A 25,407-nucleotide genomic window follows, 5' to 3' on the forward strand; every position below is an offset into this window, starting at 1 on the left:
CTGTTATTTACTCATCGGGCTGCTGGCCGAATGGCTTAGCTGGCAGCGACAATTACTTCAGCTTGTAAATGATACCCGGGTTACAACGGATCATTTCGAATTTATCACTCAGCCCTGTCAGCGACTCAGAAGCACCAAGGAACAAATATCCCCCTGGATTAAGACTGGTTGCCATTTGATTCAGCACTTTGGCTTTCATTTCCGGTGAGAAATAGATCAACACGTTGCGGCAAAAAATGACATCAAACTTACCTAGCAGTGCATAGCTGTCTTTCAGGTTCTGCGGACGGAAATTCACCATTCGCTTCACCTTATCATTCACCTTCATTCGACCGTCGCCGTTGTTTTCAAAAAACATCCGACGGCGCTCCGGCGATAATCCCCGGCTAAGTGCCAGGTTGTCATACACACCGGCGCGGCATGTTTCCAGCATCGTCTGGGAAATGTCGGTGGCCGTAATCTGAACCCCGGCGGTCAACATTCCCGGACGACGGTTTTGCGTTTCCAGCACCGTCATGGCAATCGAATACGGTTCCTGACCAGAGGAGCTGGCCGATGACCAAACCTTTATCGGGCGCTTGTTGGCAGCCAGCTCTGGCAGAATTTTGTCGGCCAGCACCGTATACGGATAAGTATCACGGAACCACAACGTTTCATTGGTGGTCATGGCATCCACGGCAGCGACTCTCAACTCACGGTGGCGACCGGAGATCACCAGCTGCAGCAACTCCGACAGTGACGAGAGAGCAAAACGGCTGATGAGTGGAGTGAGCCGGCTGCGCACCAGATACTGCTTGCTGTCACCCAGAACTATTCCACACTGAGCTTCAAGAAAACGGCAAAAATCACGGTATTCCTGATCATTAATTGTTATCGCTGTCATTTACTACTCAAAAATTATTGTTATCGTGGCATTGCGGCTTTTACCGCTGCACCTAGCTCATCAGGATTAAATTTCGGAATAAATGCATTCGCACCGACGCGTTCAACCATCGCCTGGTTGAACACACCACTTAGCGAGGTGTGCAGAATCACATGAAGATCCTTCAGTTTCGGATCGTTACGGATTTCAGCGGTCAGGGTGTAGCCGTCCATTTCCGGCATTTCAATATCTGAGATCACCAACGCCAATTGCTGATAGATATCCCCTTCTTTCGCCATTTCACGCAGGGTCAAAATGGCTTCTTTGCCATCTTTGACTAACACACATTCACAGCCAATAGCTTCAATGGCACGCTGAACCTGCTTACGGGCTACACTCGAGTCATCTGCCACCAGAACCCGGCGTACTGCTGGCAGGTGTTCAACCAGCTCTTCCAGGATGGTGCCTGTGATATCGGTATTTGCCGGAGAAATTTCATCCAGAATCTTTTCAACATCCAGAATTTCAACCAGTTCATTGTCGATTTCTGTAACGGCAGTCAGGTAATTCGCCCGGCCGGCCCCTTTTGGCGGTGGCAGAATCGATTCCCAGTTCATGTTAATGATACGTTCCACCGAGGAGACCAGGAATCCCTGCACTGAGCGGTTAAACTCAGAAATGATAACAAAGCAGTTATCCAGGTCATCAATCGGGCGGCCACCGGTTGCCAGGCTCATATCAATCACAGAAATGGTCTGGCCTCGAATATGGGCGATGCCTTTAACTAAAGGGTGTAAGTTTGGCATGGTCGTCAGCTTTGGACACTGCAACACTTCTTTGACTTTAAAAACGTTAATACCGTAGCGTTGACGGCGGTTAAGTCTGAACGTTAGCAATTCCAGTCGGTTTTGCCCTACTAGCTGGGTGCGTTGGTTAACTGTATCCAGGATCCCCGACATAAGGATGACTCCATGTTATTTGTTTTAATAATTTAGATACGCGTTAGATGGGAAGTATCACGGCAATTCGCGTATGATAGCAGACGGTATCCGATTCCGGCTATCCGGTTGATGCAATGACTTACGAGGCTAACTATAGCCACTTTTTCTCCGCAGCAATGGGCGAAGACCGTGACCCCAAAAACACTTTTAAGATTACTAATCTTTTTTATCGGCCTGACAAGCACATTCTTTAGCAATTTTGTTCTTGGTTCACAGCAAAATATTCTTGAACAGGTCCAGCAAACGGCAGAGCAGTTTGTAACCGCACTGATTGATCCGCCTGACAATGGTGAGCTTCACGTACAAGCTTCCCCTCTCGACAGTCGGCTTCGCCTTAGCCCGTGTCCAACTGAACTGGAAGCCACGGTGCCAGGTAAGCAGTCACTGACCGGTAATGTCACCGTTCTCGTCAAATGTCCGGCGGCAGACTGGCAGGTCTATGTGCCAGTAAAAACGCAGCTCATGCTCCCCCGCGTTGTTGCCACGAAACCATTAGGACGGGGAATGGTGATTACCACCGATGATCTCACTATACAGATGGTTGACTTACGCTTTCAGCGCGGGATGATTTTCGAACGGCCAGCTCAGATCATTGGCTCAAAAATGAAGCGCAACGTCAAAATGGGCGACACCATTCAAGGCAATGATATCTGCCTGGTATGCCGAAATGACACGGTTCGTATCAATGCCGGAGGGAGTAACCTGAGCATCATCACCGAAGGCGTCGCCCTGTCTGACGGTTCGTTAGGCGAACAAGTTCGGGTGCAAAATGCCCGCTCCAAGAAAATCATCAATGCCTCTGTGACGGCAGTGGGTGAAGTGAGCGTAAGCTATTAAAGACAAACGACCAGCCCGGGATAAACTTGCGTATAATTACTAAAGTATTACCCACTACTGCCGATATCAGGTACATCCAGGTAACCGTGTAAGAGAAATGTCGTATGCCCAGCATTAATCAGTTAAGAACAAATTTGTCGTCCTCGCCGTTGACGACCCAGCGCTCAGGCGAGCAAAAAGAGAAAGCTCAGGTCAGTCAGACCAGTGAGCAGCAGCAAACCGATCAGGTTTCTCTGAGCTCTCAGGCTAAATCAGCAGGCAGCATTCATAAAGAGCTGGCGGCCATGCCGGAGAGTTTTGACAACCAAAAGGTCAGCCAGATTAAAGAAGCCATCGCGAATGGTTCATATGTCATTGATGCAGAAAAGCTGGCTTCAAACTTGCTTAAATTCGAAGACGAACTTAACGGGATGTAACTGACAGGTCATTGAGTATGTCTTCTATTCAGCAGCTTATTGTGCAACAGCAGGAAAATGTACGCCGCCTTTTAGAAAACCTGAAAGCGGAACAACAGGCAATTGTCAGCCGCCATTCACAGCACATTGCGGATTGTGCAAAACAAAAGCTGGCGATTATCGACAATATCAAACTGGTGGATTACCAGCTTGGTCATCATGCCGAGACGCCATTGCTGAAAACAGATGAACAACTGATCACTGCTGTTGCCGCTATTCAGGCTGGCATTGCTGAATGCAATACCTTGAATGAAGTGAACGGTGAAGCTCTGCTACGCGCGCAGCGTACCTTCCACAAACTCAATAATCTGTTACAGCAGAGCCGAGGCAAACACCAGATGACTTATAACAGCGAAGGCCAGGCCACCAACACGCGTACACTGGGTACCGATTTAATTGCCTGATATTGTCAGCTTTACTGCTAAAACGGGTTCTGGCAACGCTCGACATAGAAAGCTATTCATATTAGAAAGCAATTCATAACGAACTGTACGGAAACCCTGTCATAGAAAGTTGTTCATTTGACGTAAAGCTCTCCAGACTGTTATTTACGCTATCATCCACTGGCAAGATTGTGAGTACTCACGCTGGGCAAGTGAGTATCACGGAAAACCGGTACAGGTAGGCAGAACAAATAAAAAAAGCGGAAGGTATCTTCCGCTTTTTTTATTGCAGGTGACCCGTCAGCCAAACACCACCTTCAAACACCTTCGCCAAACGACATCGGCATCTTCATTAAAACAGCGACGTCTGCTTGTTAGGGACATGATAGACATCCCCGACATCACTGAGGCGCTCCATCTTTTTCATGTCCAGACGCATTTCAGTCACATAGCTGTCTCCGACCGGGTAGCTACGGATCACTTCTGCACCACGGATGTTCCCGTCCACACTGGCATCAGTACTCTCAATACTCAGTTGCTGATCATCAAGCCCAGCCTGAGCACTGATTCGAAAACCATAAACCTGCTCAGCCAGTTCACGATACGCATCAATTTTTGACGCTCTCATCGCCCGAAGCTGCTTTTCTTCCTGGGTACGTCCGCGCTGCTCGCTAATGGACGCATACCCAACGGCGGTAATCACATCCGTTGCACTGCTTCTGCTCTGCAACATGGGCTGACAGCCCATCACAAATACACTCAGCAAGAAGATTAATCCGTAGCGCATGTCTGCTCCCAATCTTTTAACTATCAGGTTGTAATAATCAAGGTTTTAGAATGACGTTATTATCAGCGTAAATTGCTGCGTCATCACGAATTATCACCCCGTTTCTCATCCGAACTTTGTTCAAGGTATCGAGGTCGCTGCCAATACGCTCAGCCGGCAAAAAGCCCTGCGCCGATGCAATCACGACTCGCGAACGCATCCCAATAATACGGGCATTGACCATCACCCCTGCGGCCTGACGAACCATCGTTCCCGTCAGAACAAAATCAACCGGTTGTTCCGCAGCCAGATCTTTCCAGTTACGGCTAATAGCAAAATCCCCTTCCGACGTCACTTTTATGGCGCCGGTCGCTTTATAGTCAACCACGGTATAACCACGCTGCTGCATCTGGAACATAAAGCTCTCTGCGACAGTATTCCCCAACCAATTGGTTTCCCTCATGTCCTGCAGATCAACAAACGATGTCACAGCCAGCGGGGTTTTCGCCGTCAGGTATTGATTCGAGGCCACTAGCTGCTCGGTCATCCCCTCAATGAAGTAATCAATGGTATGGCGTGGTGTTTCTTTCAACATAAATGCACTGCCTGAATACGGCTTTTTACCGTTGTAAACAGGCGAGTAGGTACAAGATACCGTAACCAATGCCAGTACCAGTACGATCCAGTTTTTCATTCTAACCAGCTCCAAATGCGACGAGTCTCAATGCCATAGTTTTTTTATCGTACAGTCGGAAAAAAACTTTACCGACTCGCTGCAAAATTGCGTATGGGAACACTTTTTGCTTAATCTTTTATTATTGTGCCAGCAGCTCAGCCATAAAACTGAAGATAACAAGCCTGTTGGTATCACTAAGCAATTTTCGTACCTATAGTTAAAAGTGATCTCAATGAGAAAAAAAACAAGCGCGTTGCTCCTGAGCCTGTGTTCCTTGCTCTCGGCGCCTTTACAGGCATCCTGGTATGAGATCACCGGCAATGCCATCATCCTCGAGAGTGAAAGCCTGGCAAGGCAAAATGCCCTGGAAGACGCGGTGTTTCAGGCCACCAGTTATGCCGGAGCGGATATCGCTAATATCGGCCTGATTAAACCTTACCTAGAGGATGGGAAGAAAGACTATCATTTCAGCGGCAACGAAATCCGTCATATTTCTGTCACTAAGACAGAGAAGAAAGGCGGCAAATATTACCTCACCGCTCGGATTGAGATCGCACCATCGGCAAAAAATTGCCACCGTACTCAATACAAAAAGGGCTTGCTACTGGGCGAGTTTGCTATTGCCTACCCTCAGCACGCCGCGCTGGGATCGATTTACCAGCTGGGTGACGATTTCACTCAGCTGTTTAACCGCCAACTTAATAAGAACTCCCAGAGCTTTGTCACTGCCGGCATCACACCTTTCCCGGTTAATCCCGGCCAGCCTGATTCATTGACTATGATGGCGGAAGATAATGACGCTCAATATATTGTCAGTGGCGAAATCACCGATTTGACCTCAACGGTAGACAACCAGATCCTCAGAACTGACAAGATCAATCGCCAATTTGCCGCGACATTGATGATCATTGACGGAAAAACCGGCGAGATATTGATGCAGAATAACTACCGGGAGGTGGCTAACTGGCCATTTTCCCGGACAAGCCTGGTGGATACCAAAAGTGCCCGTTTTTGGCAATCAGGCTACGGGCAGGCAATTGTGCGGGTCAGTCGCAACATGATGCTGGATTTGGAATCAACCCTATCCTGCCGCACCAGTTTGCCTGAGGTGGTCAGTACCCGAGGCAACGCCGTGCAAATCAATGTCGGTCGAATTCATGGTGTTCGCGCTGGCGATCAATTGGCTTTGTGGCACTCCGCCGGATTTATTGATCAAAATGGAATTCCCCGGAACCGAATGGTACAAACCAATATCACACTCACCGTTGACCGCGTGTACGAAAAATCTTCCGAGCTGGTTGTCAGACAGCCCGAGCTCGCGGCCAGTATCCAACCCGGTGATTTACTGACCAAACAGCTCAGAACGCTCGACTAATTGCTTAATTTATAGTTAATTTTTTGTATAATGCCTGACAAGCAGTTGCTCCCTTAGCTCAGTAGGATAGAGCGTCCCCCTCCTAAGGGGAAGGCCACAGGTTCGACTCCTGTAGGGAGCGCCATTTCAAATCATAAGCTTACAGTAATTTCTCAACTTGTAAGCTTATGTCTTTGATTGTGCTAGGTAACTTGCTACACAGGTTGCTACACAATGAAGTACATTCAACGAAGAAACAAGCAATACCATTTCCGCTTCAGAACCCCTCTGCACCTAAATTCAATTGGTTCTATCCCATCTGAGATTACCAAAAGCCTTAAGACTGACAGTTATGTCATTGCCTGTGCTAAAGTCTCAGCAAAGCTTCCTCTCATCAGCAGAATCAAAAACATGAAAGATACATCTTGCCTATCAGAACTCTTCAATGAGTTAACCAACTTTGATGACATTGACAGCAAGAGTGCTTCCTATCGTGACAAACATCGTAATGACTACCAATACGACTGGTACTCTTTCCATGAGCGAGATGTAGGTTCCTCCCTTCAAAATGGTGGAGGTTTCGATTTTAGTGATGTAACCAGTACTCAGCCCAACACAGAAGATAAAGCTCTCATAAGAGATTTTGAACGACTCTATCTTAGGCTGGTGGAGGCAAGAACTGAAAGGTTCTACAACGGTACAACTGAACAGTTCGACTATTTAATTGAACGAGCCAACTCACTTCTCCCTCAACAGGGTGACACCTTATCCAATAGCGATAACAAGCCTCCTTATCTGCTTTCTCAGGCATGGAGTGACTACACAAAAACTAAATCGTGGACATCAACCAAAGGACGTGAGTTTCAACGACACTACGAATTCATGAGTGCTTATTTCGGTGATACCGATGTCAGAGGTCTAACCAAGCAAGATTTGCGTGCAAGCTTAAACCGCTATTGCGAACTGCCAAAAGTAGACCGCAAGCCGTATTATCAGTGGTCAATGGACAAGCTTATCAAAGTAAAACCCGAAGAAGTAAAGCCAGAACAACGTATAAAAGAATCAACAGCGATTGCTTACCTCAAGACGATGCAAGGCTTCTTCAATCAGTTTCTGTTTAAAGCCAACGACATTTATAAAACATCACCTACAGATGGTATTTCAATGGATGTAGATGACTGCCGATACGGTGTTTACACCGATGAAGAGATACAGAAATTTGAACAATTTGCTCTATCAGCGAAAGAACCATACCAAAAATGGGTCATCTTATTAGCTATTTATACAGGAGCAAGGCTGAGTGAAATTTGTACATTTTTGGAACAAGGACACCAGACAGATGAAGCTACTGGTATTCACTATTTCTTCTTAAAAGAAGGTAAATCCAAACACGCTATTAGGGCAGTACCTATCCACCCTAAGCTGATAGAAAATAGCATCCTCGAACAAACCCAAGTCACCATTAAAGCAGGTAGTATTTCAAAAGATTTCAACAAATGGCGGGAACAATTATCAATTTCCAAACAAGATGGTGATGGCTATGACAAAGTTTTCCATTCATTCCGCCACACATTCATTACGAAATGCTACGACAAAGGCGTACAGCAAGACCTAATACAAACGGTTGTCGGACACAGCAAAAACTCAGGAATTACCAATAGATACAATCACTCACAATCGCTAAAGCAGCTAAAGCTATTGCATGATGAAGTGATTTTAAAGGTAAATTATTACAAGTAATAAAAGTACCACGTCATTGTGGCACTCTCAATCAATTTAGAGCTCGCTTGCTCTCAACTTCAAGAACTTCAGTTTTAGCCTTAGGCATCTGCAGTTCCAGCTTATTGACATACTTTTTGGTATCATTTTCTTCAAGGCGAGAAATCACTACATCCCAAATTTTCTGTCTTGTCTCTAAGTCAATAACTCCATCAAACCCTAAGTGACTATTTCCAAACAACATAGAGTATGCAAAAACAGTAGGAATCAACCATTTAGCTTTATCCCCATTTGCACCTCTAATCATACTCCAGATTTCACCTGGAGAATGAAATTGAGCTTTGGTTGTAACACTCAACAACCCATTATCAAGGTACTGGCTGAAAACCTCCTCAAAGTTGTTAATCTCAACACCATTAGCTATAGCTTTACCGATAACTTCGATTTCATTGAGTAACTTAAACAGGTTCATAACTGCATAGCTTTCGATGTCATTTTCAGTTGCTATTTTAATCGAAAGGTACAGATTCCCATTAGCCTTGAATGCAGGATAAATGGAGTGATGCAACGCTTGCCAATGCTTATCAAGATTAGTTACGGTTTGACGAGCTCTTAAACTTTGAGCCAAGCCGTAAGGTAACTCACTTCTTTTTATCACAGGCCCCCAAGAAACCTTACGACGCAAGTGCTTATCCATGTCAACTTTACGACCTGTTTCATTGTCGTAAACAATTGAAATTATTTCCCTCTCTATGTATGGCTTACTAGTTATCACGCCATACCTAACAGCCGAACGCCCAACCGAAAGAACCCAATCACCTTCCTCCATTTCATAAATGAAGGATTTTGCCTGCATTAGCTGTGTATTTGCTCTGACCTGCCCCCCGCTTTCTAATCCAGCCAAAACTTAGTAATGTTCATCTTATAAGAAGGAAGGTGAATATGAAGAAGCGATTCAACGAACAGCAGATCATTGCCATTATCAAGGAAGCAGAAGCGGGATTGCCCGTTAAAGAATTATGCCGCAAGCACAACATTTCCGATGCCACATTCTACCTCTGGCGTAAAAAGTACGCGGGTATGGATGTTTCCGATACCCGTCGCTTGAAAGCATTGGAAGATGAGAATGCCAAGCTCAAGAAGCTATTGGCGGAATCCATGCTTGATGTTGATGCTTTGAAAGCGGCTCTTAACCAAAAGTATTGACCGTCGGAGACAAGCGCAAGGCTGTGCATGTAATGCAGGAAGTCACCACGATTTCGGAACGCAAAGCCTGTCTGCTCGTCGGTATAAATCGCGCATCAATGAGATACAAACCTCAAGCTAAAAAGAGTGATGTGGAGTTATTGGCTCGCATACAAGAACTGGCACTCGAGAGAAAACGGTTCGGATATCGCCGTATTCACCGTCTTCTCCGACGGGAAGGGACAGAGGTTAACCATAAGCGCGTTTATCGGCTTTACCGAGAGGCTGGACTGGCCGTTCGCAAACGGAAGCGAAGGAAATCATTATGTGTCGGGCGAGAGCAACTGTTACTTCCCTCACAGTCCAACCATACCTGGTCAATGGACTTCGTCATGGATGCACTCAGTTCTGGCCGTAGGATAAAGTGCCTCACTATCGTTGACGACTTCACGAAGGAGTGCCTGGATATTACTGTTGCATCAGGAATTTCTGGGGATGAAGTGGTTGCCATACTTGAGGCTATTGCAGCTTTCCGAGGTTATCCTGAGGCTGTTCGAACAGATCAGGGGCCTGAGTTTACGGGTAAAGCTCTCGACCAGTGGGCTTATGATCATGGTGTCATTCTGAAGCTGATACAGGCTGGTCAGCCAACCCAGAATGCTTATATTGAAAGCTTTAACGGCAAGTTCAGAGACGAGTGCTTAAACGAGCACCTGTTCAGAGACTTGAGCCATGCTCGTAAACTGATCAGTGACTGGCGCATTGACTACAATGAAAATCGTCCCCACTCATCAATTGGATACCTAACCCCCTCTGAATTTGCAGTACTAACACGTTCAGGGCTAAACAGTAACGTAACTGACATTACTAAAGAAATGTTGGATTAGTTATTGGGGGCAGGTCAGCTCTTTTAAATTGCTCTTTTTTTGTATAAAGCTTTAGAAAGTCATCCCTAAGCCCCCCAAAATCAGGGACAAAAGATTCACCATTTATAGAAGATGGTAACTCCAGCTTATTGAGATGACTTAAGGCTATAATCCCTGTATTAGTAAAATGGTCATAGTATCTGCCTGAATCTGCTCGAACCAACCAATAACGTCTTTGCTTAGGCACCTCAAAAATGTTCATCACAACTCCAGTTAATCAATCTAAATTTTTCATTAAGTTATGGGCTAACTTATAAAATAACAACATGTTACATTGAAACAGTTTGACTAACTTTCGATACCGTCAAAATTTCTACATCTCTCCCTCTCTCAACAACCGATACAATGTAGCCCTACCTATTCCAAGCTGTTTAGCTGCTTGAGCTTTTGGAACACCGTCATCCAAAAGCTCCTGTATGTCCTCTCTAGTCACTCTAGCTTTAGGTCTACCGATGTGCTTACCTGCTGCCTTTGCTGCTGCTATGCCCTCAGCCTGACGCTCTTTAATCAGTTCCCTTTCCATCTGTGCCACTGCTGCCAGTATCCCTAATACACCTTTCTGTGCTGCACTCATAGCACCATCGAATCTCATTCCTTCCTTATGGAACTGTACTGACACACCTTTTTGGTTCATCAGTTCCACCAGCTCAACAGCATCACCTGCACCGCTACGACAGATACGGTCTAAGCTATGGACATGCAGCACATCACCATCTCTGACATACTCCAAGCATGCCTGTAGCTGTGGCCTGTCTACTGTCTTAGCTGACACCTTTTCCCCGAACACCTTATCTAACTGCACATCAGCTAACTGCCTGCTGGTGGACTGCCCTACTGTACTTACTCGTATGTATCCAACGTGTGCCATTTGTCTCCCCCTGTATCAAAACCTCTAAATACTTTCAGGATTACACGTATCAAAAATCAAAGCCAATACTTTTGAGACACTCTTAGATACAGTCTCATAAGGTATGCTTTTGATACAAATAAAGTAGCATTGAATGCATACAGTGACAGGCAGAAAGGCTAGGTCTGCGGAAATCCTGAGAGATTTTCAATCTGATGAGTAAGACCACTAAATTGCGAGCCCCCTATTTTTTAGGAAAAATTTAAAATGTGTCATTTACCTTGCCACACCTCCCCCGCCACTCTGTTAAGTACAGAGCCCAAAAAACAATAAATTACAATACAAAACGCAGTACTACAAATTGACAAACGTGTCAATTTTTGTTAACATTATCAATTGGTAATAGATGTACCAAACAATGAAGACGAGAAGCACACCCCCGATAGTGATTCACTATCTCAAATGGGTGTGTTTTTTTGTTGTTTTTTCTGTGTTGTTTTCGGTGATTCGTAATAGATGCTTAAAAAGCACTTATCCAATTTATTAAGTATTTCAATAGAATAGCATCCCACTCACCAAATCACCGTAAGGCACTGATTTAAAATAGGAATAAAGAAAACCCACCGTCCCAAAAACTAAAGGAGAATACATGTCCAACAAAGGAGAATACGTACTAACCAATCGTGAAATGAATTTGTTACTAGCCTTAGTTCAATCACTAAGAAAAGGAGCAAATAAAATCTTTGACAAGAAAGATAATTGCTTTACAAACAAAAGCTTCAGAGAACTAGAAAAGCTGACAGACAAGTCCAAGAGCAGTCTTCAACGATTATTCCAAAAACTGGAATCAGAAGGTCTCACCCGTACAGTAATCAATGTGCAAAATGAAGAAGTTCTTATGCTAAAGCCTTCATTTCTACCCTGCTCATACTCTATGTACGAGACTTATTTCAAGAATGCAATGTTCCACCTTGGTAGCCATAAAAGCGCCTGTGAATGGGCTTCAAGATGTCGTAAAGATTACACGCTATACGACTACACTGACTTCTGCCCCACTAAAATCACCGAAATCAATGACATCAATACAGGTGAATTAATCATTACTGGGGTAAACAAAATACGTCCTTTAACTCTTCTTGAAGTTAAGAAATGGAACGAGTACATAGTCTCTGAATCCATAACAGACAGAACAAAACGAAGACAGTCTGTTGCCACAGCTGCGTAATGCGTTAAACGACGTTGCGACACTAATTGCAACACAATCAATAAAACGCTATGATGGCAATGCAAACTAAAACATTAACTTTCAATAAGTTACATAGCGCCATGCCGTCCCACCAACCCCTCCTAAGGGGAAGGCCACAGGTTCGACTCCTGTAGGGAGCGCCATCAAATATCAAAAAGCCCGGTACTCAGCTGTACCGGGCTTTTTTGTTTAGTTCAGCAAAAGGCCTTTTTGTACACCTGTTTCGCACACCAGCGCCCGCTCTCTTACTCCTTCAGTACAAACCGTGTCACCGACGCTTCTGTACCATCACCTCAGCCGCTCATAGGACCTAAAGTAAAAACCGTTGGGAAGAACCAAAAAGCATCGCAGCTAACCCATCCGAACTTTTTAAAGGCTATAAAGCAAAAAACCCCGCCAAAAGGCGAGGTTTTAAATTTGGTGGAGCTAAGCGGGATCGAACCGCTGACCTCTTGCATGCCATGCAAGCGCTCTCCCAGCTGAGCTATAGCCCCAAATTGTGGAATAGATAATAAAAACTTAATGAAATCATGTCAATGAACAAAAAGCCTCTCTCAGCCCCCATGATTTAAAAGCGTTAAACAAATCACAATATCCTTTGTTTTTTGGTTGTTTATCCACCACAAATTAACCCAAACGGGCTACGTCGATACAAAGCCAACGATTGACAACCGCTGCTTGAAATCTGATTAGAGAATAAAAAAACCGGAGCAAAAGCTCCGGTTCTACGCTATCCATAGGTCAAGACAACCTCGATTAAGCAGATATTATTAGCTGTTAGCTTCACGCTCAGCAATGTATGCCAGTGCCATTTGGATACGAGCCATAACACGCTCTTTACCAACCAGGCACATGACAGCATCAACAGATGGAGACTGACCAATACCAGTAACGGCAACACGCAGTGGCATACCCACTTTACCCATGCCCAGATCCAGCTCTGAACACGTATCCTGAATCACCTGATGCAGGTTTTCTGTTGTCCACTCACTCAGTGCTTCTACTTTTGCCAGCGCCAGTTCCAATGCGTCTTTCGCAACAGGACGCAGGTGTTTCTTCGCAGCACCGGCTTCAAATTCACTGAAGTCCTGGTAGAAATAGCGAGATTGCTCAGCCAGTTCAATCAGGGTGTTACAACGTTCACCGACCAGCTTGATCACATCCGTGATAGCCGGACCTGAAGTGATGTCGATTTCTTTTTGATCCAAGTGCCATTGCAGGTATTGCGCAACGTACTCTGGCTCAGAATGCTTAATGTAGTGATTGTTCAACCACAGTAGCTTATCAGTGTTAAATGCCGATGCTGATTTGCTGATGGCATCCAGGCTGAATAGCTGAATCATTTCTTCTTCAGAGAAGATTTCCTGATCGCCATTAGACCAGCCCAGACGTACCAGGTAGTTCAGCAGTGCTTTTGGCAGGTAACCGTCATCACGGTATTGCATCACACTGACCGCACCGTGGCGTTTAGACAGTTTCGCACCGTCATCGCCCAGAATCATGGCACAGTGTGCAAACTCAGGAATAGGAGCGCCCAGCGCCTTGTAAATATTGATTTGGCGAGGCGTGTTGTTGATGTGGTCTTCACCACGAACAATGTGCGTAATGCCCATGTCCCAGTCGTCAACCACTACACAGAAGTTGTACGTTGGGCTGCCATCGGTACGACGAATGATCAGGTCATCCAGCTCGGTATTGGAAATTTCGATGCGGCCACGGATATGGTCATCAAAAACTACCGTACCTTCCTTCGGATTACGGAAGCGGATACAGAATGGTGTTTCTTCTGTCGCCGCAGCATTAGCTGCGATCACTTTCGGGTGGTTCGCATCGTAACGAGGCTTTACGCCAGCAGCCATCTGCTCTTCACGAATTTCGTCCAACAGCTCTTTCGGGCAGTAACACTTGTATGCTTTGTCTTCTTCAAGCATCTGGTCGATCAGCTGGTTATAACGATCAAAACGTTTGGTCTGGTAGTATGGGCCCTCGTCCCAGTTCAGACCCAGCCAGTTCATCCCCTCAATAATGGCATCGATCGCTTCCTGAGTTGAACGTTCCAGATCTGTATCTTCGATACGCAGAACGAATTCACCGCCCGTATGTTTCGCATACAACCAAGAATAAAGAGCCGTACGAGCACCACCAACATGCAGAAAGCCTGTTGGGCTCGGAGCAAAACGCGTTTTAACCGTCATGAATAATACCTAATTAATCGAATCGCCAGGCGAACACCCGGCCCAGAAAATGGCAACTAGTTTAGCACTTGAGACGCGGAAGGAAAATATTGCAGAGAGTATGTCTGGACTGGAAAGCTAATATCGGGAGCAGAAGGGACAAGCCCTCCTGCTTCTAACCTGTTAATGCGAGGTTAGATAACACTTTTTCCGCCTTTTTGCTGGCAGATATGCAATGGGACCCAAGATTCAGTCACCTTGCCTTGCTCGTTTTCTACCATACAACGGTAAATGGGCATTGCCGGTGCACCACCTGATCCCTGATTAGCTATCGCTAAGCCGGAATTTACTGCCCCCAGCAATCCAATCGTCAAAACAACCCACTTCAGTTTCATGGTTAACTCCTTAATTTCCGGTTATTGTCACATAAGGTGTTTAACAACCACTGCATTTGAGATGCTTTAACAGTATAGGTCAGTAAAAAACAACTACTCTCATAGCATATTATTTTTCGAAACGAAGTAAATCACTGTCTCGACGCTGGTACAAGAGACTGAGATTTATAGATAATTTTTAATTCTAAATATCAAACAAAAAAGACACTCTGATTTCCGTCTTTTATGTGTATTTTTCACACTTTATAAAATATCCGCCGTCGCCAAAATCTCACTCACAACACTCAGGACATCTCCCCCCAACGGTAAGCAGCATACCTGACGCAAACATAAAAAGAGCCAGCCCGAAGGCTAGCTCTTTTATAGGCAGTGTAAAACGTTCGATTACTTGATGGTAAATGGCAGGGTCAAGGTAACCTTAATGTCAGACTCGTCTTGGAACAGGTTTGTCCAACCCGTCCAGTTTGGCGTATCTGTATCGTTCACGTATTCGGTGTAGTAGAAACCAATATTAGCGCCTTTCAGAGCACCGTTTTGGATAGCGTAGTTGGCAAACACACTACCTGAGTACTCGAACAGGTCATCCAGGCCATCAACATCTGAAGATGCCATACCCGCCGCGGCACTGAAGCCTGCACTGAAGCCTGGCGCACCCAAATCGCTGAAGTCACGGTTTACCGAACCAAACACGGCAAACTCGCCATCGTGGTTAAAGTCAGAGCGGTTGTTCCACCAGATATCGTAAGCGCCGTTAGAACCGCCGTACTGGCTGGTCAGACGGTATGCAAAGTTACCCATGCTGTTCGAAATATCTGTCGAATCGGCAATGGTGTAAGTGGCTTCGGCACGTACTGTGTACTGACCAAATGTTTTGGCTGACAGGAAAGCCAGGTGGAAAGCCGTGTCGTCATACTGCTCATCATCATCAATTACGTAAAGCTGTGGAGAGAGGTACCAGCCGTTATCCAGCGTTTGCTTCAGTTTGATGTGTGCATTTTTACGATCGCCGTCGGTCAGACCGGCATATGCCACATCCAGCAGCAAACCATTCCCGAAGGTGTAGCGTGCACCCAGCGAGTAGGCATCGCCAGCATCTTCGTTTTTCGTCGTTCTCAGTTCATAAGTATCTTTGAACCATGGTGCCTTATAACGCGTTGCGTATACCGCCCCCAGCTCTAAGCCCCCCACAGAGAAGCCTAATTCACCACCTAGGTAAGTACCGGCCGCATAACTCCAGTTCACCCCCATGGCAGTAGGAACGCTTGGTTGGAAGTAACCCAAACGCGCCTTGGCATTTTCACCCAGCTTAAACTTCGCAGCCACAGTCTGATAGCTAACACCATTGCTGTTACAATCAGTCCAGACATCAGAACAAGAATTAGAACTCGCATTCTTATCGAACGGGTTATTGACGTCCCAGAAGTTCATCTCGTGGTCAGCACCACCGTTCTGCCACATGTCAAAGGTCGCATAAACGTTCAGGTCTAACCCCACCACCCCTGAAGCATAACCGGAGCTAAAGCCCAAGTTTGTGTAGATAGAACCATGGTCAAGGTTAGTTTCTTTATCTGTGTCACTACCGGTCACAGGATCGTAGTTACCACGAGTACGATCGCGCATCCAGAAGTTCACGGCACCGTTGATGGTTGAATCTTCAAAAAAGCCTTCGGCATGAGCCACTGGCGCAGTCGCCATTGACATACCCGCGACAAAACCGATTACAGCAGCACTCAGAGCAGAGCGCTTGAATAGTTTTTCCATGGAATAACTCCTAAATAATAACTAGCTGTTTTGTTCACGTACCTCAGTTGGCCGCCGTAGGTACGCAACAAATTCATTTTTGAGTGCACAGTCCAACTGCGCTTAGTTCACAACTAAGACTACTTTCGCAGCAAAAAACATCAAACATAACTTAATTAATTCTTTAAAAAATATGACTGAGTGCAAATATTCAGGGTGTTCGGTGATCGTGATCAAAAAAGTTCAATCACACAAACAGACAAACAATAAAACACTGAATATCAACAACTTACATTTATTTCACGTTAATAAGTTGCGAGCTAGACAGAAAGAAACGAGCGTTTTCTGCAATTGATTACATTTTCAAATCCTTTAAGAAAACGATTTTTGCCGAAAAATATTTTTCAAATGAAAAAAGATTGAGAAAAATGAGGAGAAAATAAAAAGCCCTAGATAAATCAATACCTGGGGCTTGTTGGAGATATTACAAATTGTAAAAAAAGAAATTAACGAAATTGACGATATTAACGAGAAATGACGTTTATCAGGGTTTGCTCATCCCAAATTTCGATGCCCAACTCCTGTGCTTTTGCCAATTTTGACCCAGCCGCTTCACCAGCCACCAGCAAATCGGTTTTCTTTGAAACACTCCCCGTTACCTTTGCCCCTAACTTCTGCAGTGCGGCTTTGGCATCAGAGCGACTCAGCTGAGATAAGGTACCTGTCAATACCACCGTTTTGCCATCCAATGGCAACTCAGCATCTTCATCGGGTTTTTCAATAGCTGGCCAGTGAATCCCCACCTCAAGCAATTCTCGGATCACACTGAGGTTGTGTTCCTCACGGAAGAAGTTATAAACATGAGCAGCAACAATAGCCCCTACATCAGGCACCTTCATTAACTGCTCTTCAGTGGCATTCTCGAGATTCTCCAGCGTTTCAAAGTAATTCGCCAGGTTTGCCGCTGTCGCCTCTCCTACTTCACGGATTCCCAAAGAGTAAAGGAAACGGGGCAGTGTGGTTTCTTTTGAGGCCGCAAATGAATCGACTAACTTCTGTGCGGATTTAGGCCCCATACGATCCAGCACCGTGACAACCCCCGCCGACAGCTTGAACAAATCCGCCGGGGTCGTCACCATTTCCCGTTCGATCAACTGCTCTATGACTTTTTCGCCGCAGCCATCAACATCCATTGCTTTGCGTGACACGAAATGCTTTAGTGCTTCCTTACGCTGCGCGCGGCAGATCAGCCCACCAGAGCAACGGGTTACTGCTTCACCTTCGACACGCTCGACATGTGAATCACAAACTGGGCACGTTTGTGGGAATACGATTGGCTGAGCATCTGCCGGACGGCGACTTGTTACAACCGATGCAACCTGAGGGATCACATCACCCGCTCGGCGAATAACCACGGTATCGCCGATCATCACACCCAGCCGCTCAATTTCGTCAGCATTGTGAAGGGTCGCGTTACTGACGGTTACCCCCCCGACAAATACCGGTTCCAGTTTTGCTACCGGAGTAATGGCACCAGTTCGGCCAACCTGAAATTCAACATTTCTGAGTACTGTCAGCTCTTCCTGCGCCGGGAATTTATAGGCAATTGCCCAGCGAGGGGCTCGCGCAACAAAACCCAGTTGCTGCTGTAGCTCAATAGCGTCCACCTTGATCACGACACCATCAATTTCGTATGGCAGTGACTGACGCTTGTCACCAATATCCTGGTAGTAAGCAATGACTTCTTGAATGTTATTCAGCTGTCTGACTTCCGGACACATCGGCAGCCCCCAGTTTTTCAACTGGACAAGACGCTGGTACTGGCTCTCTGCCAGCTCCATGCCCTCAACAACACCGACAGAGTAAGCATAAAAATGAAGCGGGCGAGTTGCCGTGATCCGAGGATCCAACTGACGCAGACTGCCTGCAGCTGCATTACGTGGGTTGACAAAAGTTTTTTCGCCTTTCTTGCGGGCCTTCTCGTTCAGATCTTCAAAACCCTGCTTCGGCATGAAAACTTCACCGCGCACTTCCAGACGACGAGGCCATCCTTCGCCACGAAGACGGAGAGGAACAGCACGGATCGTACGTACATTTTCGGTAATATTTTCACCGGTTGTACCGTCACCACGGGTCGCAGCCTGAACCAGTATGCCATTCTCATACATCAGGCTCACCGCCAGACCGTCCAGCTTCGGCTCACAGCAGTACGTCAATGATGCGGCATCCGGTAGCCGATCTTTCATGCGTTTTTCAAACGCCATCAGCTCCTGATCATCAAATGCATTGTCCAGCGACAACATAGGGATCTCATGCTGGATTTGAGTGAAAGCGGCTAAAGGCTGTCCACCGACACGTTGGCTTGGGGAATCGGTGGTGATCAGCTCAGGATGTTCAGCTTCCAGTGCCAACAGCTCCTGCATAAGGCGATCGTATTCTGCATCCGGAATCTCCGGGTTGTCTTCAACGTAATAACGGTAACCGTGGTAAGCAAGTTGTTCACGCAGCTCAGCCAGCTGCTGCTGAATATCATGGCTCATTGTGTTTCCTATCCTCTGCCGGGCTCGGGTTAATCATGAAAAAGCTGGCCCGGTATAAAAAACAAAGCCCTTTATACTGTGGCGTATAAAGGGCAATTTATTCTGCTCTCTGATGAGATTAATCAGACGTTCGTATAGCGATGCGCTTTTTCACGATACTGGCTGATACGGCGTGGGGTGATCAGAGAACGCTCGTGATCCAAAACATCCGCCCCCAGCGTGTCAGCAATGCGCTGAACGGTTTGCAACATCAGATTAAAGTGCTCATCGGCCCGCCCTGCTTCCGCTGGCAACATCAGATAAAAAGCAACCCCCGGGGTTTCAAAATTATCGCTGCCGCCTTCTGGGAAGTGAGCCGGGTGCACCATGTTGGTCACGGTGAAAATAATCGGCCCAGTCCCCGCTTTGTCCAGGTGACGGTGGTAAACCGAATTCTCACCAAAAATCAGGTTGTTTTGCTCAAAAGCATTGAATAATTTACTGCCGCGCAATGTGTGACCGTTACGAGCATGCACACCCAGCATCAGATAATCTGGTGGCAGCACTTCTGGTTCTGGTTCCGGAATCACTTCAGGCTCCACAATGACGGGCTCGGCGACTACTTGCTCGACAGGAACTGCCTCCGCCGGGTTGATTTGCGCAGCATGGCTGATTGGCGCAGCAGGTACATCCACAGGCACAACGTCTGACTGAGCTTGGCTATCGGACTCTACAGGCATAAACGCCATCTGGTGTGCTGTCGCCTGAGGTTGCTTCTCGGCTTGCGGTACAACATGCTCGCTTTCTTCTACGATCGGTGCAAATGTCGGTTCCGCGCGCACAGGCTTATTAGCCGCTGCTTTCGAGGCAACCGGCTGTGGCGCAACGGTTTGCGATGCTGTAGTCGTTCGTGTTTGTGACGCGATTCCCTGAGCAGAAACGGTTTCAGAAACGATTGCTTGATGCGGTGCCATCGCTGGAATCACCGCCTCCGAAGTCACAGTCTCAGGTACAGCCGCTGTTTGTGGTGCATGAACTACAGGCTGTAGCGAGTGCGGTTGCAGCTCTGGCGTAGGCGCAACTTCAACAAAGTCAGTTGGTGACGAAACCACGGGTTGTAGCGCCATTGGTTCTTGAATCACTGGCTGCTGAATACTAGGTTGCTGGATACCAGGCTGTTGGATCGCAGGCTGCTCAGTGACAGGTTGTTCAGCAACTGGCTGAGGTGTGGCCTGAGTAGAAGGCTGCACGTCTAACAACGGGTCAACGTCCAGTTTGGCACCGAAATGCAATTCAGGTTCTTTTCGTTCCGGTTTAACCGGCTCCGGTTGCGGGCTTTCATGGTTCACGACACGTACTGAGCCCACACCATCTTTATCAAACCCGTCAGAGTCCCGAGATGATTCACTCAGCTTGCCCAGCGGTTTTTCGCTAAACTTCGCGGGCTTTTCCTTTCGACTGCTCCACAGACCATGCAGCAACAATGCTGCAATCGCGAGTGCACCAACAATAATTAGAACCAGACGCAATTCCTGCATATGAATACTCTGAATTTACTCGTTTCCCCATCAAGGGGTGAATCAACATTTCTGGTATCCCCCGGTATCGGCGATCCGGTAAGTACCGTGACACAAAAACCCGGTTGCAGTTTTCTCGTTTATCGCACTGACTCAGCAGACACGTAATTTGACGAACCATGTAGCCGGATTTATTACCCATGTGATTTTCTTGTTATCAAGAAAAATACACATCGGCAATCATTACTGTATCAAAACTCAAAACATAATGAGAAGGCGAATATGCTTAATCGTGTAAGATAGTGCTATCGAGCACAAAATCGACCACTCCTTGAACAATTTTACGGCGGCTTGACCTGTCAACAGCCCATGTAGATTGCGTCTTTCCGCTACACAACGTTAATATGCCCTCATACCCAACAAGGCTCATTAACGTATTCAGAGCCGTTGCCCTTTATTCGCCAAGGAGCTTTTATGCAATCACCGCGTCCTATTCAATCGCCATTAAGCGGTGCCGGATACTTTTTCCGTGGCCTGTCGCTGGCAATGCAGCCGGGAACCCGGCGTTTCGTCCTGTTCCCGTTGCTGATCAACATTGTGCTTTTCGGCACCGCGTTTGGTTTTGTTCTAAGTCAGCTAGACGTCTGGATCAGTGGCTGGATGGACAAACTGCCAAGCTGGCTGGACTGGCTGTCATACGTATTGTGGCCTCTCATTGCTATCGCAGTACTGGTTACCTTCTCTTATATATTCAGCACCATTGCCAACTGGATTGCCGCACCCTTTAACGGCTTACTGGCTGAGCACCTGGAAGCCAAGCTAACCGGTAACAAAGCCCCTGATGCCAGCATTGCCACGGTCATGAAAGATCTGCCGCGCATCATGCACCGCGAATGGGTGAAGCTGAAATACTACCTGCCAAAAGCAATTGGTCTGCTGATCCTGTTATGGATTCCGGCCATTGGTCAGACGCTTGGCCCGGTGTTGTGGTTCTTGTTCAGCGCCTGGATGATGACAATCCAGTATGCGGACTACCCATTTGATAACCACAAAGTGCCCTTCCCAGCGATGCGCGATGCGCTTAAGCAAAAACGCGGGAAGTCGCTGAGTTTCGGCAGTCTGGTCATGCTGTGTACCATGACTCCAATCCTGAACCTGTTCGTCATGCCGGTTGCCGTCTGTGGTGCAACAGCGATGTGGGTGGATAACTACCGCAATCAGTATCGCAATTACTGATTCTCGTAACAAAATACCGCCAGAAAGCGAACCGGAAACGGTTCGCTTTTTACGTTTTGTGGCCTAGGTTTACATTTATTAACATGCACCCGCCCTGCCAATCTGAATGCGTCCTTTATAACAATAAGATATAACCACAAATTCCTTTTCAAACGTCTATCTGAGATTATGCTTAGAGTGTCATTTAATTTGAGCGTGTTACGAAGGAACGACACAATGAGCAAAATTTACGAAGATAACTCCCTTACTATTGGTAATACCCCTCTTGTTCGCCTTAATCGCGTCAGTAAAGGTAACGTTCTGGCTAAAATCGAAGCCCGTAACCCAAGCTTCAGCGTTAAATGCCGTATTGGCGCCAACATGATCTGGGATGCCGAGAAAAAAGGGATTCTGAAAGAAGGCGTGGAACTGGTCGAACCAACCAGTGGTAACACCGGGATCGCCCTGGCCTTTGTTGCCGCTGCACGTGGCTACAAACTGACTCTGACCATGCCTGAGAGCATGAGCCTTGAGCGCCGTAAGCTGCTGAAAGCTCTGGGTGCAAATCTGGTTCTAACCGAAGCCCCGAAAGGGATGAAAGGTGCGATTGAAAAAGCCGAAGAAATTGTCGCTTCAGCACCTGAAAAATACCTGCTTCTGCAACAGTTCAACAACCCAGCCAACCCGGAAATCCACGAAAAAACAACAGGCCCGGAAGTTTGGGATGCCACTGACGGCGAAATTGATGTGTTCGTATCCGGTGTCGGTACCGGTGGTACGCTGACAGGCGTCAGCCGTTACATCAAGCGCCAGAAAGGTAAAGCAATCACAACCGTTGCGGTTGAACCAAGCGAGTCACCAGTGATCACGCAGGCCCTGAACGGTGAAGAACTGAAACCAGCTCCTCACAAAATCCAGGGGATTGGCGCAGGCTTCATCCCAGGCAACCTGGAGCTGGATTTGATTGACGAAGTGCAACAGGTCAGCTCTGAAGACGCCATTGACATGGCACGTCGCCTGATGGAAGAAGAAGGCATTCTGGCAGGTATCTCATCCGGTGCGGCTGTTGTTGCAGCAAACCGTATTGCAGAGCGTCCAGAGTTCGCAGGTAAAAACATTGTTGTCATCCTGCCAAGTTCGGGTGAACGTTACCTATCTACTGCCCTGTTTGCCGGAATTTTCACCGAAAAAGAAACGCAACAGTGATCACAGTTTTAACGGATAACGTGATCTGAGTCATCTTAAAGCCCCCTAGCAGGGGGCTTTTTTGTTGCAATTCAGGCGTAGCTCTAATATAAATCCGGTGTGTTTTATTTCCAGCCTCAAAATAAAAGGTCAAAAAACGACCTGAAAGAGACATGGAAAGCGAGAAAAGTCACAAAACATTGACTTGGATTAAACTCAGGCACCGGATTGTTAAGGTAGTTTATACTCCAGATTAGCGAGCATAGCTTAAAAGGGTTAAGCTTACTTTCAGTTACGTTAAGATTAAATAAATAATATTTGTATCGGGGTGAAAAATGTATCAAAAGCAAGTTGAGATCACTGCAGAAAACGGTCTACACACTCGTCCAGCTGCTCAGTTCGTAAAAGAAGCAAAAGGCTTTGACGCAGACATCACAGTGACTTCAAACGGCAAAAGCGCTAGCGCTAAGAGCCTGTTCAAGCTTCAGACTCTAGGTCTAGTAAAAGGCACAGTAGTAACCATCTCTGCTGAAGGTACTCAAGCTCAAGAAGCTGTTGACCACCTGGTTGCCCTAATGGACGAACTGCATTAATCCGCAGCCCGTTTATTACTTTTCCTAGTTATACGTCAAATTAAGGTAAGGCTATGATTTCAGGTATCCTGGCATCTCCTGGTATTGCTTTTGGTAAAGCACTACTACTGCAGGAAGAAGAGATTGTTCTGAACAAGACTCCTGTTTCTGCAGACCAAATCGAGAATGAAATTCAGCGTTTCTTCGATGCTCGAAAAAAATCTTCTGAGCAACTGGAAGTAATCAAGGAAAAAGCGCGTGTTACCTTCGGTGAAGAGAAGGAAGCCATCTTTGAAGGCCATATCATGCTGCTGGAAGACGAAGAGCTTGAAGAAGAAATCATAGCCTTCATTAAAGACAACAAAGCATCAGCTGACTACGCTATCTACTCTATTATCGAAGAGCAGGCCGTTACGCTGGAATCTCTGGATGACGAATATCTGAAAGAGCGCGCTACCGACATCCGTGATATCGGCAGCCGTGTTGTGAAAAATGCTCTGGGTATTAACGTTGTTAACCTGAGTGCCATCAATGAAGAAGTGATTCTGGTTGCCAACGACCTGACACCTTCTGAAACCGCACAAATCAACCTGAACTACGTTCTGGGCTTTGTGACTGATATCGGTGGCCGTACTTCCCACACCTCCATCATGGCACGCTCTCTGGAGCTTCCAGCCATCGTTGGTACCAACAACATCACAGCGAAAGTGAAGAACGGCGACATGCTGATTCTTGACGCAATCAACAACCAGATTGTGATCAACCCGTCTGATGATGAGCTAACCAAATTCAAAGCAATCCGTGATCAGTATCAGGCTGAAAAAGAAGAACTGGCGAAACTGAAAGATCTGCCGGCAATTACGCTGGACGGTCACCAGGTAGAAGTCTGCGGTAACATCGGTACAGTTAAAGACTGTGACGGTATCAACCGTAACGGCGGTGAAGGTGTTGGCCTGTACCGTACTGAATTCCTGTTCATGGATCGCGATGCCCTTCCAACTGAGGAAGAGCAATACCAGGCTTACAAAGAAGTGGCTGAAGCCATGCACGGCGAGCCTGTGATTATCCGTACTATGGATATCGGTGGCGACAAAGATCTGCCATACATGGATCTGCCAAAAGAAATGAACCCGTTCCTGGGTTGGCGTGCGGTACGTATCAGCCTGGATCGTCGTGATATCCTGCGCGACCAGCTGCGCGGTATCCTGCGCGCGTCTGCCCACGGCAAGCTACGCGTTATGTTCCCGATGATTATCTCTGTTGAAGAAATCCGTGAACTGAAAGCAGCTATTGAAGAGTACAAAGCAGAACTGCGTGCTGAAGGTCTGGCGTTCGATGAAAGCATCGAAATCGGCGTGATGGTAGAAACCCCTGCTGCGGCGTCAATTGCGCACCACCTGGCTAAGGAAGTAGACTTCTTTAGTATTGGTACGAATGACTTAACCCAGTATACTCTTGCGGTTGACCGTGGTAATGAGCTGATTTCACACCTTTACAACCCACTGTCACCTGCGGTCCTGACCGTGATTAAGCAAGTTATTGATGCTTCTCACAAAGAAGGCAAGTGGACCGGTATGTGTGGTGAGCTGGCCGGTGACGAGCGTGCGACCCTACTCCTGCTGGGAATGGGCCTGGACGAGTTCAGCATGAGCGGAATTTCTATTCCACGCATTAAGAAGATTATCCGCAACGCGAACTATGCCGATGTGAAAGCCATGGCTGAGCAAGCGCTTGCTATGCCTACTGCCGCTGAAATCGAAGCGCACGTAGAAAAATTCATCGCAGAAAAGACCATCTGCTAAGATAGCTGCAGATAAAATAACAACGCTTAGG

At 46.7% G+C, this 25,407-nt stretch carries 23 protein-coding genes and 2 tRNA genes; 12 read left to right on the forward strand and 13 right to left on the reverse strand.

From position 1 onward, the window contains the following. Window positions 1-52 precede the first annotated feature (52 nt). Together FH974_RS11750 and FH974_RS11755 are read right to left on the reverse strand one after the other, a co-directional pair. On the reverse strand, window positions 53-883 hold the full coding sequence (locus FH974_RS11750; protein WP_047883864.1) for a CheR family methyltransferase: 831 nt from the start codon (window positions 881-883) through the stop codon (window positions 53-55). Window positions 884-903: 20 nt separating this feature from the next. Next, on the reverse strand, window positions 904-1,821 hold the full coding sequence (locus tag FH974_RS11755) for a chemotaxis protein CheV (RefSeq protein ID WP_047883865.1): 918 nt from the start codon (window positions 1,819-1,821) through the stop codon (window positions 904-906). Window positions 1,822-1,992: 171 nt separating this feature from the next. Between FH974_RS11755 and flgA the strand changes: the two genes are divergently transcribed. The 3 genes from flgA to flgN all read left to right on the forward strand — a co-directional run bounded on the left by flgA (window position 1,993) and on the right by flgN (window position 3,559). Beyond that, the gene (gene flgA, locus FH974_RS11760; RefSeq protein ID WP_047883866.1) at window positions 1,993-2,700 is read left to right on the forward strand and encodes a flagellar basal body P-ring formation chaperone FlgA; all 708 of its coding nucleotides are present in this window, start codon (window positions 1,993-1,995) and stop codon (window positions 2,698-2,700) included. A gap of 104 nt (window positions 2,701-2,804) precedes the next feature. Next, window positions 2,805-3,116, forward strand: a complete 312-nt coding sequence (gene flgM, locus FH974_RS11765; RefSeq protein WP_047883867.1) for a flagellar biosynthesis anti-sigma factor FlgM — start codon at window positions 2,805-2,807, stop codon at window positions 3,114-3,116. A gap of 17 nt (window positions 3,117-3,133) precedes the next feature. Next, window positions 3,134-3,559: a flagellar protein FlgN gene (flgN, locus tag FH974_RS11770; RefSeq protein WP_047883868.1), complete on the forward strand. Its 426-nt coding sequence runs from the start codon at window positions 3,134-3,136 to the stop codon at window positions 3,557-3,559. 331 nt (window positions 3,560-3,890) lie between these two features. Here the strand turns inward: flgN and FH974_RS11775 are convergent, their stop codons facing one another. Both FH974_RS11775 and FH974_RS11780 read right to left on the reverse strand, forming a co-directional pair. Next, window positions 3,891-4,325, reverse strand: a complete 435-nt coding sequence (locus FH974_RS11775; protein WP_047883869.1) for an LPP20 family lipoprotein — start codon at window positions 4,323-4,325, stop codon at window positions 3,891-3,893. A 37-nt stretch (window positions 4,326-4,362) separates the two neighbouring features. Continuing rightward, window positions 4,363-4,998, reverse strand: coding sequence for a FlgO family outer membrane protein (locus FH974_RS11780; RefSeq protein WP_047883870.1), 636 nt, complete (start codon window positions 4,996-4,998; stop codon window positions 4,363-4,365). Window positions 4,999-5,212: 214 nt separating this feature from the next. Here FH974_RS11780 and FH974_RS11785 point away from each other — a divergent pair, with 214 nt between their 5' ends. The 3 genes from FH974_RS11785 (at window position 5,213) to FH974_RS11795 (ending at window position 8,074) form a co-directional block, all read left to right on the forward strand. Further along, the gene (locus FH974_RS11785; RefSeq protein ID WP_047883871.1) at window positions 5,213-6,355 is read left to right on the forward strand and encodes a flagellar assembly protein FlgT; all 1,143 of its coding nucleotides are present in this window, start codon (window positions 5,213-5,215) and stop codon (window positions 6,353-6,355) included. Between the two features lie 47 nt (window positions 6,356-6,402). Continuing rightward, window positions 6,403-6,479, forward strand: a tRNA-Arg gene (locus FH974_RS11790). A gap of 89 nt (window positions 6,480-6,568) precedes the next feature. Further along, window positions 6,569-8,074 (forward strand): tyrosine-type recombinase/integrase, encoded by a 1,506-nt coding sequence (locus tag FH974_RS11795; RefSeq protein ID WP_207103293.1) that lies wholly within the window; start codon window positions 6,569-6,571, stop codon window positions 8,072-8,074. 31 nt (window positions 8,075-8,105) lie between these two features. On the opposite strand, the gene FH974_RS11800 is transcribed toward FH974_RS11795, so the two are convergent. Continuing rightward, window positions 8,106-8,957 carry a hypothetical protein gene (locus FH974_RS11800; RefSeq protein ID WP_207103294.1) on the reverse strand — a complete coding sequence of 284 codons (852 nt, stop codon included), beginning with the start codon at window positions 8,955-8,957 and terminating at the stop codon, window positions 8,106-8,108. 38 nt (window positions 8,958-8,995) lie between these two features. On the opposite strand from FH974_RS11800, the gene FH974_RS11805 reads away from it, so the two are divergent. Next, window positions 8,996-10,125 (forward strand): IS3 family transposase gene (locus FH974_RS11805; protein ID WP_242551828.1). Its coding sequence is split into 2 segments (ribosomal slippage): window positions 8,996-9,248 and window positions 9,248-10,125, totalling 1,131 coding nucleotides; the frame shifts between segments, so codons are not numbered across the junction. On the opposite strand, the gene FH974_RS11810 is transcribed toward FH974_RS11805, so the two are convergent. Continuing rightward, the gene (locus FH974_RS11810; RefSeq protein ID WP_207103295.1) at window positions 10,106-10,366 is read right to left on the reverse strand and encodes a hypothetical protein; all 261 of its coding nucleotides are present in this window, start codon (window positions 10,364-10,366) and stop codon (window positions 10,106-10,108) included. The two genes, FH974_RS11805 and FH974_RS11810, sit on opposite strands and share 20 nt — an antisense overlap. A 111-nt stretch (window positions 10,367-10,477) precedes the next feature. Continuing rightward, a complete protein-coding gene (locus tag FH974_RS11815; RefSeq protein ID WP_207103296.1) occupies window positions 10,478-11,032 on the reverse strand; it encodes a recombinase family protein in 555 nt (184 codons plus the stop codon). A gap of 628 nt (window positions 11,033-11,660) precedes the next feature. Between FH974_RS11815 and FH974_RS11820 the strand changes: the two genes are divergently transcribed. Then, the gene (locus FH974_RS11820) at window positions 11,661-12,236 is read left to right on the forward strand and encodes a MarR family transcriptional regulator (protein WP_207103297.1); all 576 of its coding nucleotides are present in this window, start codon (window positions 11,661-11,663) and stop codon (window positions 12,234-12,236) included. 439 nt (window positions 12,237-12,675) lie between these two features. On the opposite strand, the gene FH974_RS11825 is transcribed toward FH974_RS11820, so the two are convergent. From FH974_RS11825 to zipA, 6 genes are all read right to left on the reverse strand, one after another. Then, a tRNA-Ala gene (locus FH974_RS11825) sits at window positions 12,676-12,751 on the reverse strand. A 276-nt stretch (window positions 12,752-13,027) separates the two neighbouring features. Then, window positions 13,028-14,452 carry a glutamate--tRNA ligase gene (gene gltX, locus FH974_RS11830; protein WP_047883872.1) on the reverse strand — a complete coding sequence of 475 codons (1,425 nt, stop codon included), beginning with the start codon at window positions 14,450-14,452 and terminating at the stop codon, window positions 13,028-13,030. 173 nt (window positions 14,453-14,625) lie between these two features. Then, the gene (locus tag FH974_RS11835; protein ID WP_047883873.1) at window positions 14,626-14,826 is read right to left on the reverse strand and encodes a hypothetical protein; all 201 of its coding nucleotides are present in this window, start codon (window positions 14,824-14,826) and stop codon (window positions 14,626-14,628) included. A 384-nt stretch (window positions 14,827-15,210) separates the two neighbouring features. Then, the gene (locus FH974_RS11840; RefSeq protein WP_207103298.1) at window positions 15,211-16,587 is read right to left on the reverse strand and encodes an OprD family outer membrane porin; all 1,377 of its coding nucleotides are present in this window, start codon (window positions 16,585-16,587) and stop codon (window positions 15,211-15,213) included. Window positions 16,588-17,090: 503 nt separating this feature from the next. Next, a complete protein-coding gene (gene ligA, locus FH974_RS11845; protein ID WP_207103299.1) occupies window positions 17,091-19,106 on the reverse strand; it encodes an NAD-dependent DNA ligase LigA in 2,016 nt (671 codons plus the stop codon). A 122-nt stretch (window positions 19,107-19,228) separates the two neighbouring features. Continuing rightward, window positions 19,229-20,623, reverse strand: coding sequence for a cell division protein ZipA (zipA, locus tag FH974_RS11850; RefSeq protein WP_207103300.1), 1,395 nt, complete (start codon window positions 20,621-20,623; stop codon window positions 19,229-19,231). A gap of 453 nt (window positions 20,624-21,076) precedes the next feature. On the opposite strand from zipA, the gene cysZ reads away from it, so the two are divergent. The 4 genes from cysZ to ptsI all read left to right on the forward strand — a co-directional run bounded on the left by cysZ (window position 21,077) and on the right by ptsI (window position 25,376). Further along, complete coding sequence (cysZ, locus tag FH974_RS11855) at window positions 21,077-21,838, forward strand: sulfate transporter CysZ (protein ID WP_207103301.1); 762 nt, start codon at window positions 21,077-21,079, stop codon at window positions 21,836-21,838. Between the two features lie 216 nt (window positions 21,839-22,054). Next, the gene (gene cysK, locus FH974_RS11860; protein WP_047883878.1) at window positions 22,055-23,023 is read left to right on the forward strand and encodes a cysteine synthase A; all 969 of its coding nucleotides are present in this window, start codon (window positions 22,055-22,057) and stop codon (window positions 23,021-23,023) included. A gap of 314 nt (window positions 23,024-23,337) precedes the next feature. Then, window positions 23,338-23,595 carry a phosphocarrier protein Hpr gene (gene ptsH, locus FH974_RS11865; protein WP_047883879.1) on the forward strand — a complete coding sequence of 86 codons (258 nt, stop codon included), beginning with the start codon at window positions 23,338-23,340 and terminating at the stop codon, window positions 23,593-23,595. A 53-nt stretch (window positions 23,596-23,648) separates the two neighbouring features. Further along, window positions 23,649-25,376, forward strand: coding sequence for a phosphoenolpyruvate-protein phosphotransferase PtsI (gene ptsI, locus FH974_RS11870; protein ID WP_047883880.1), 1,728 nt, complete (start codon window positions 23,649-23,651; stop codon window positions 25,374-25,376). The last annotated feature ends 31 nt before the right edge of the window (window positions 25,377-25,407 follow it).

Source organism: Photobacterium ganghwense (assembly GCF_017329545.1).
In the GTDB taxonomy this organism is placed as follows: Bacteria; Pseudomonadota; Gammaproteobacteria; order Enterobacterales; family Vibrionaceae; genus Photobacterium; species Photobacterium ganghwense.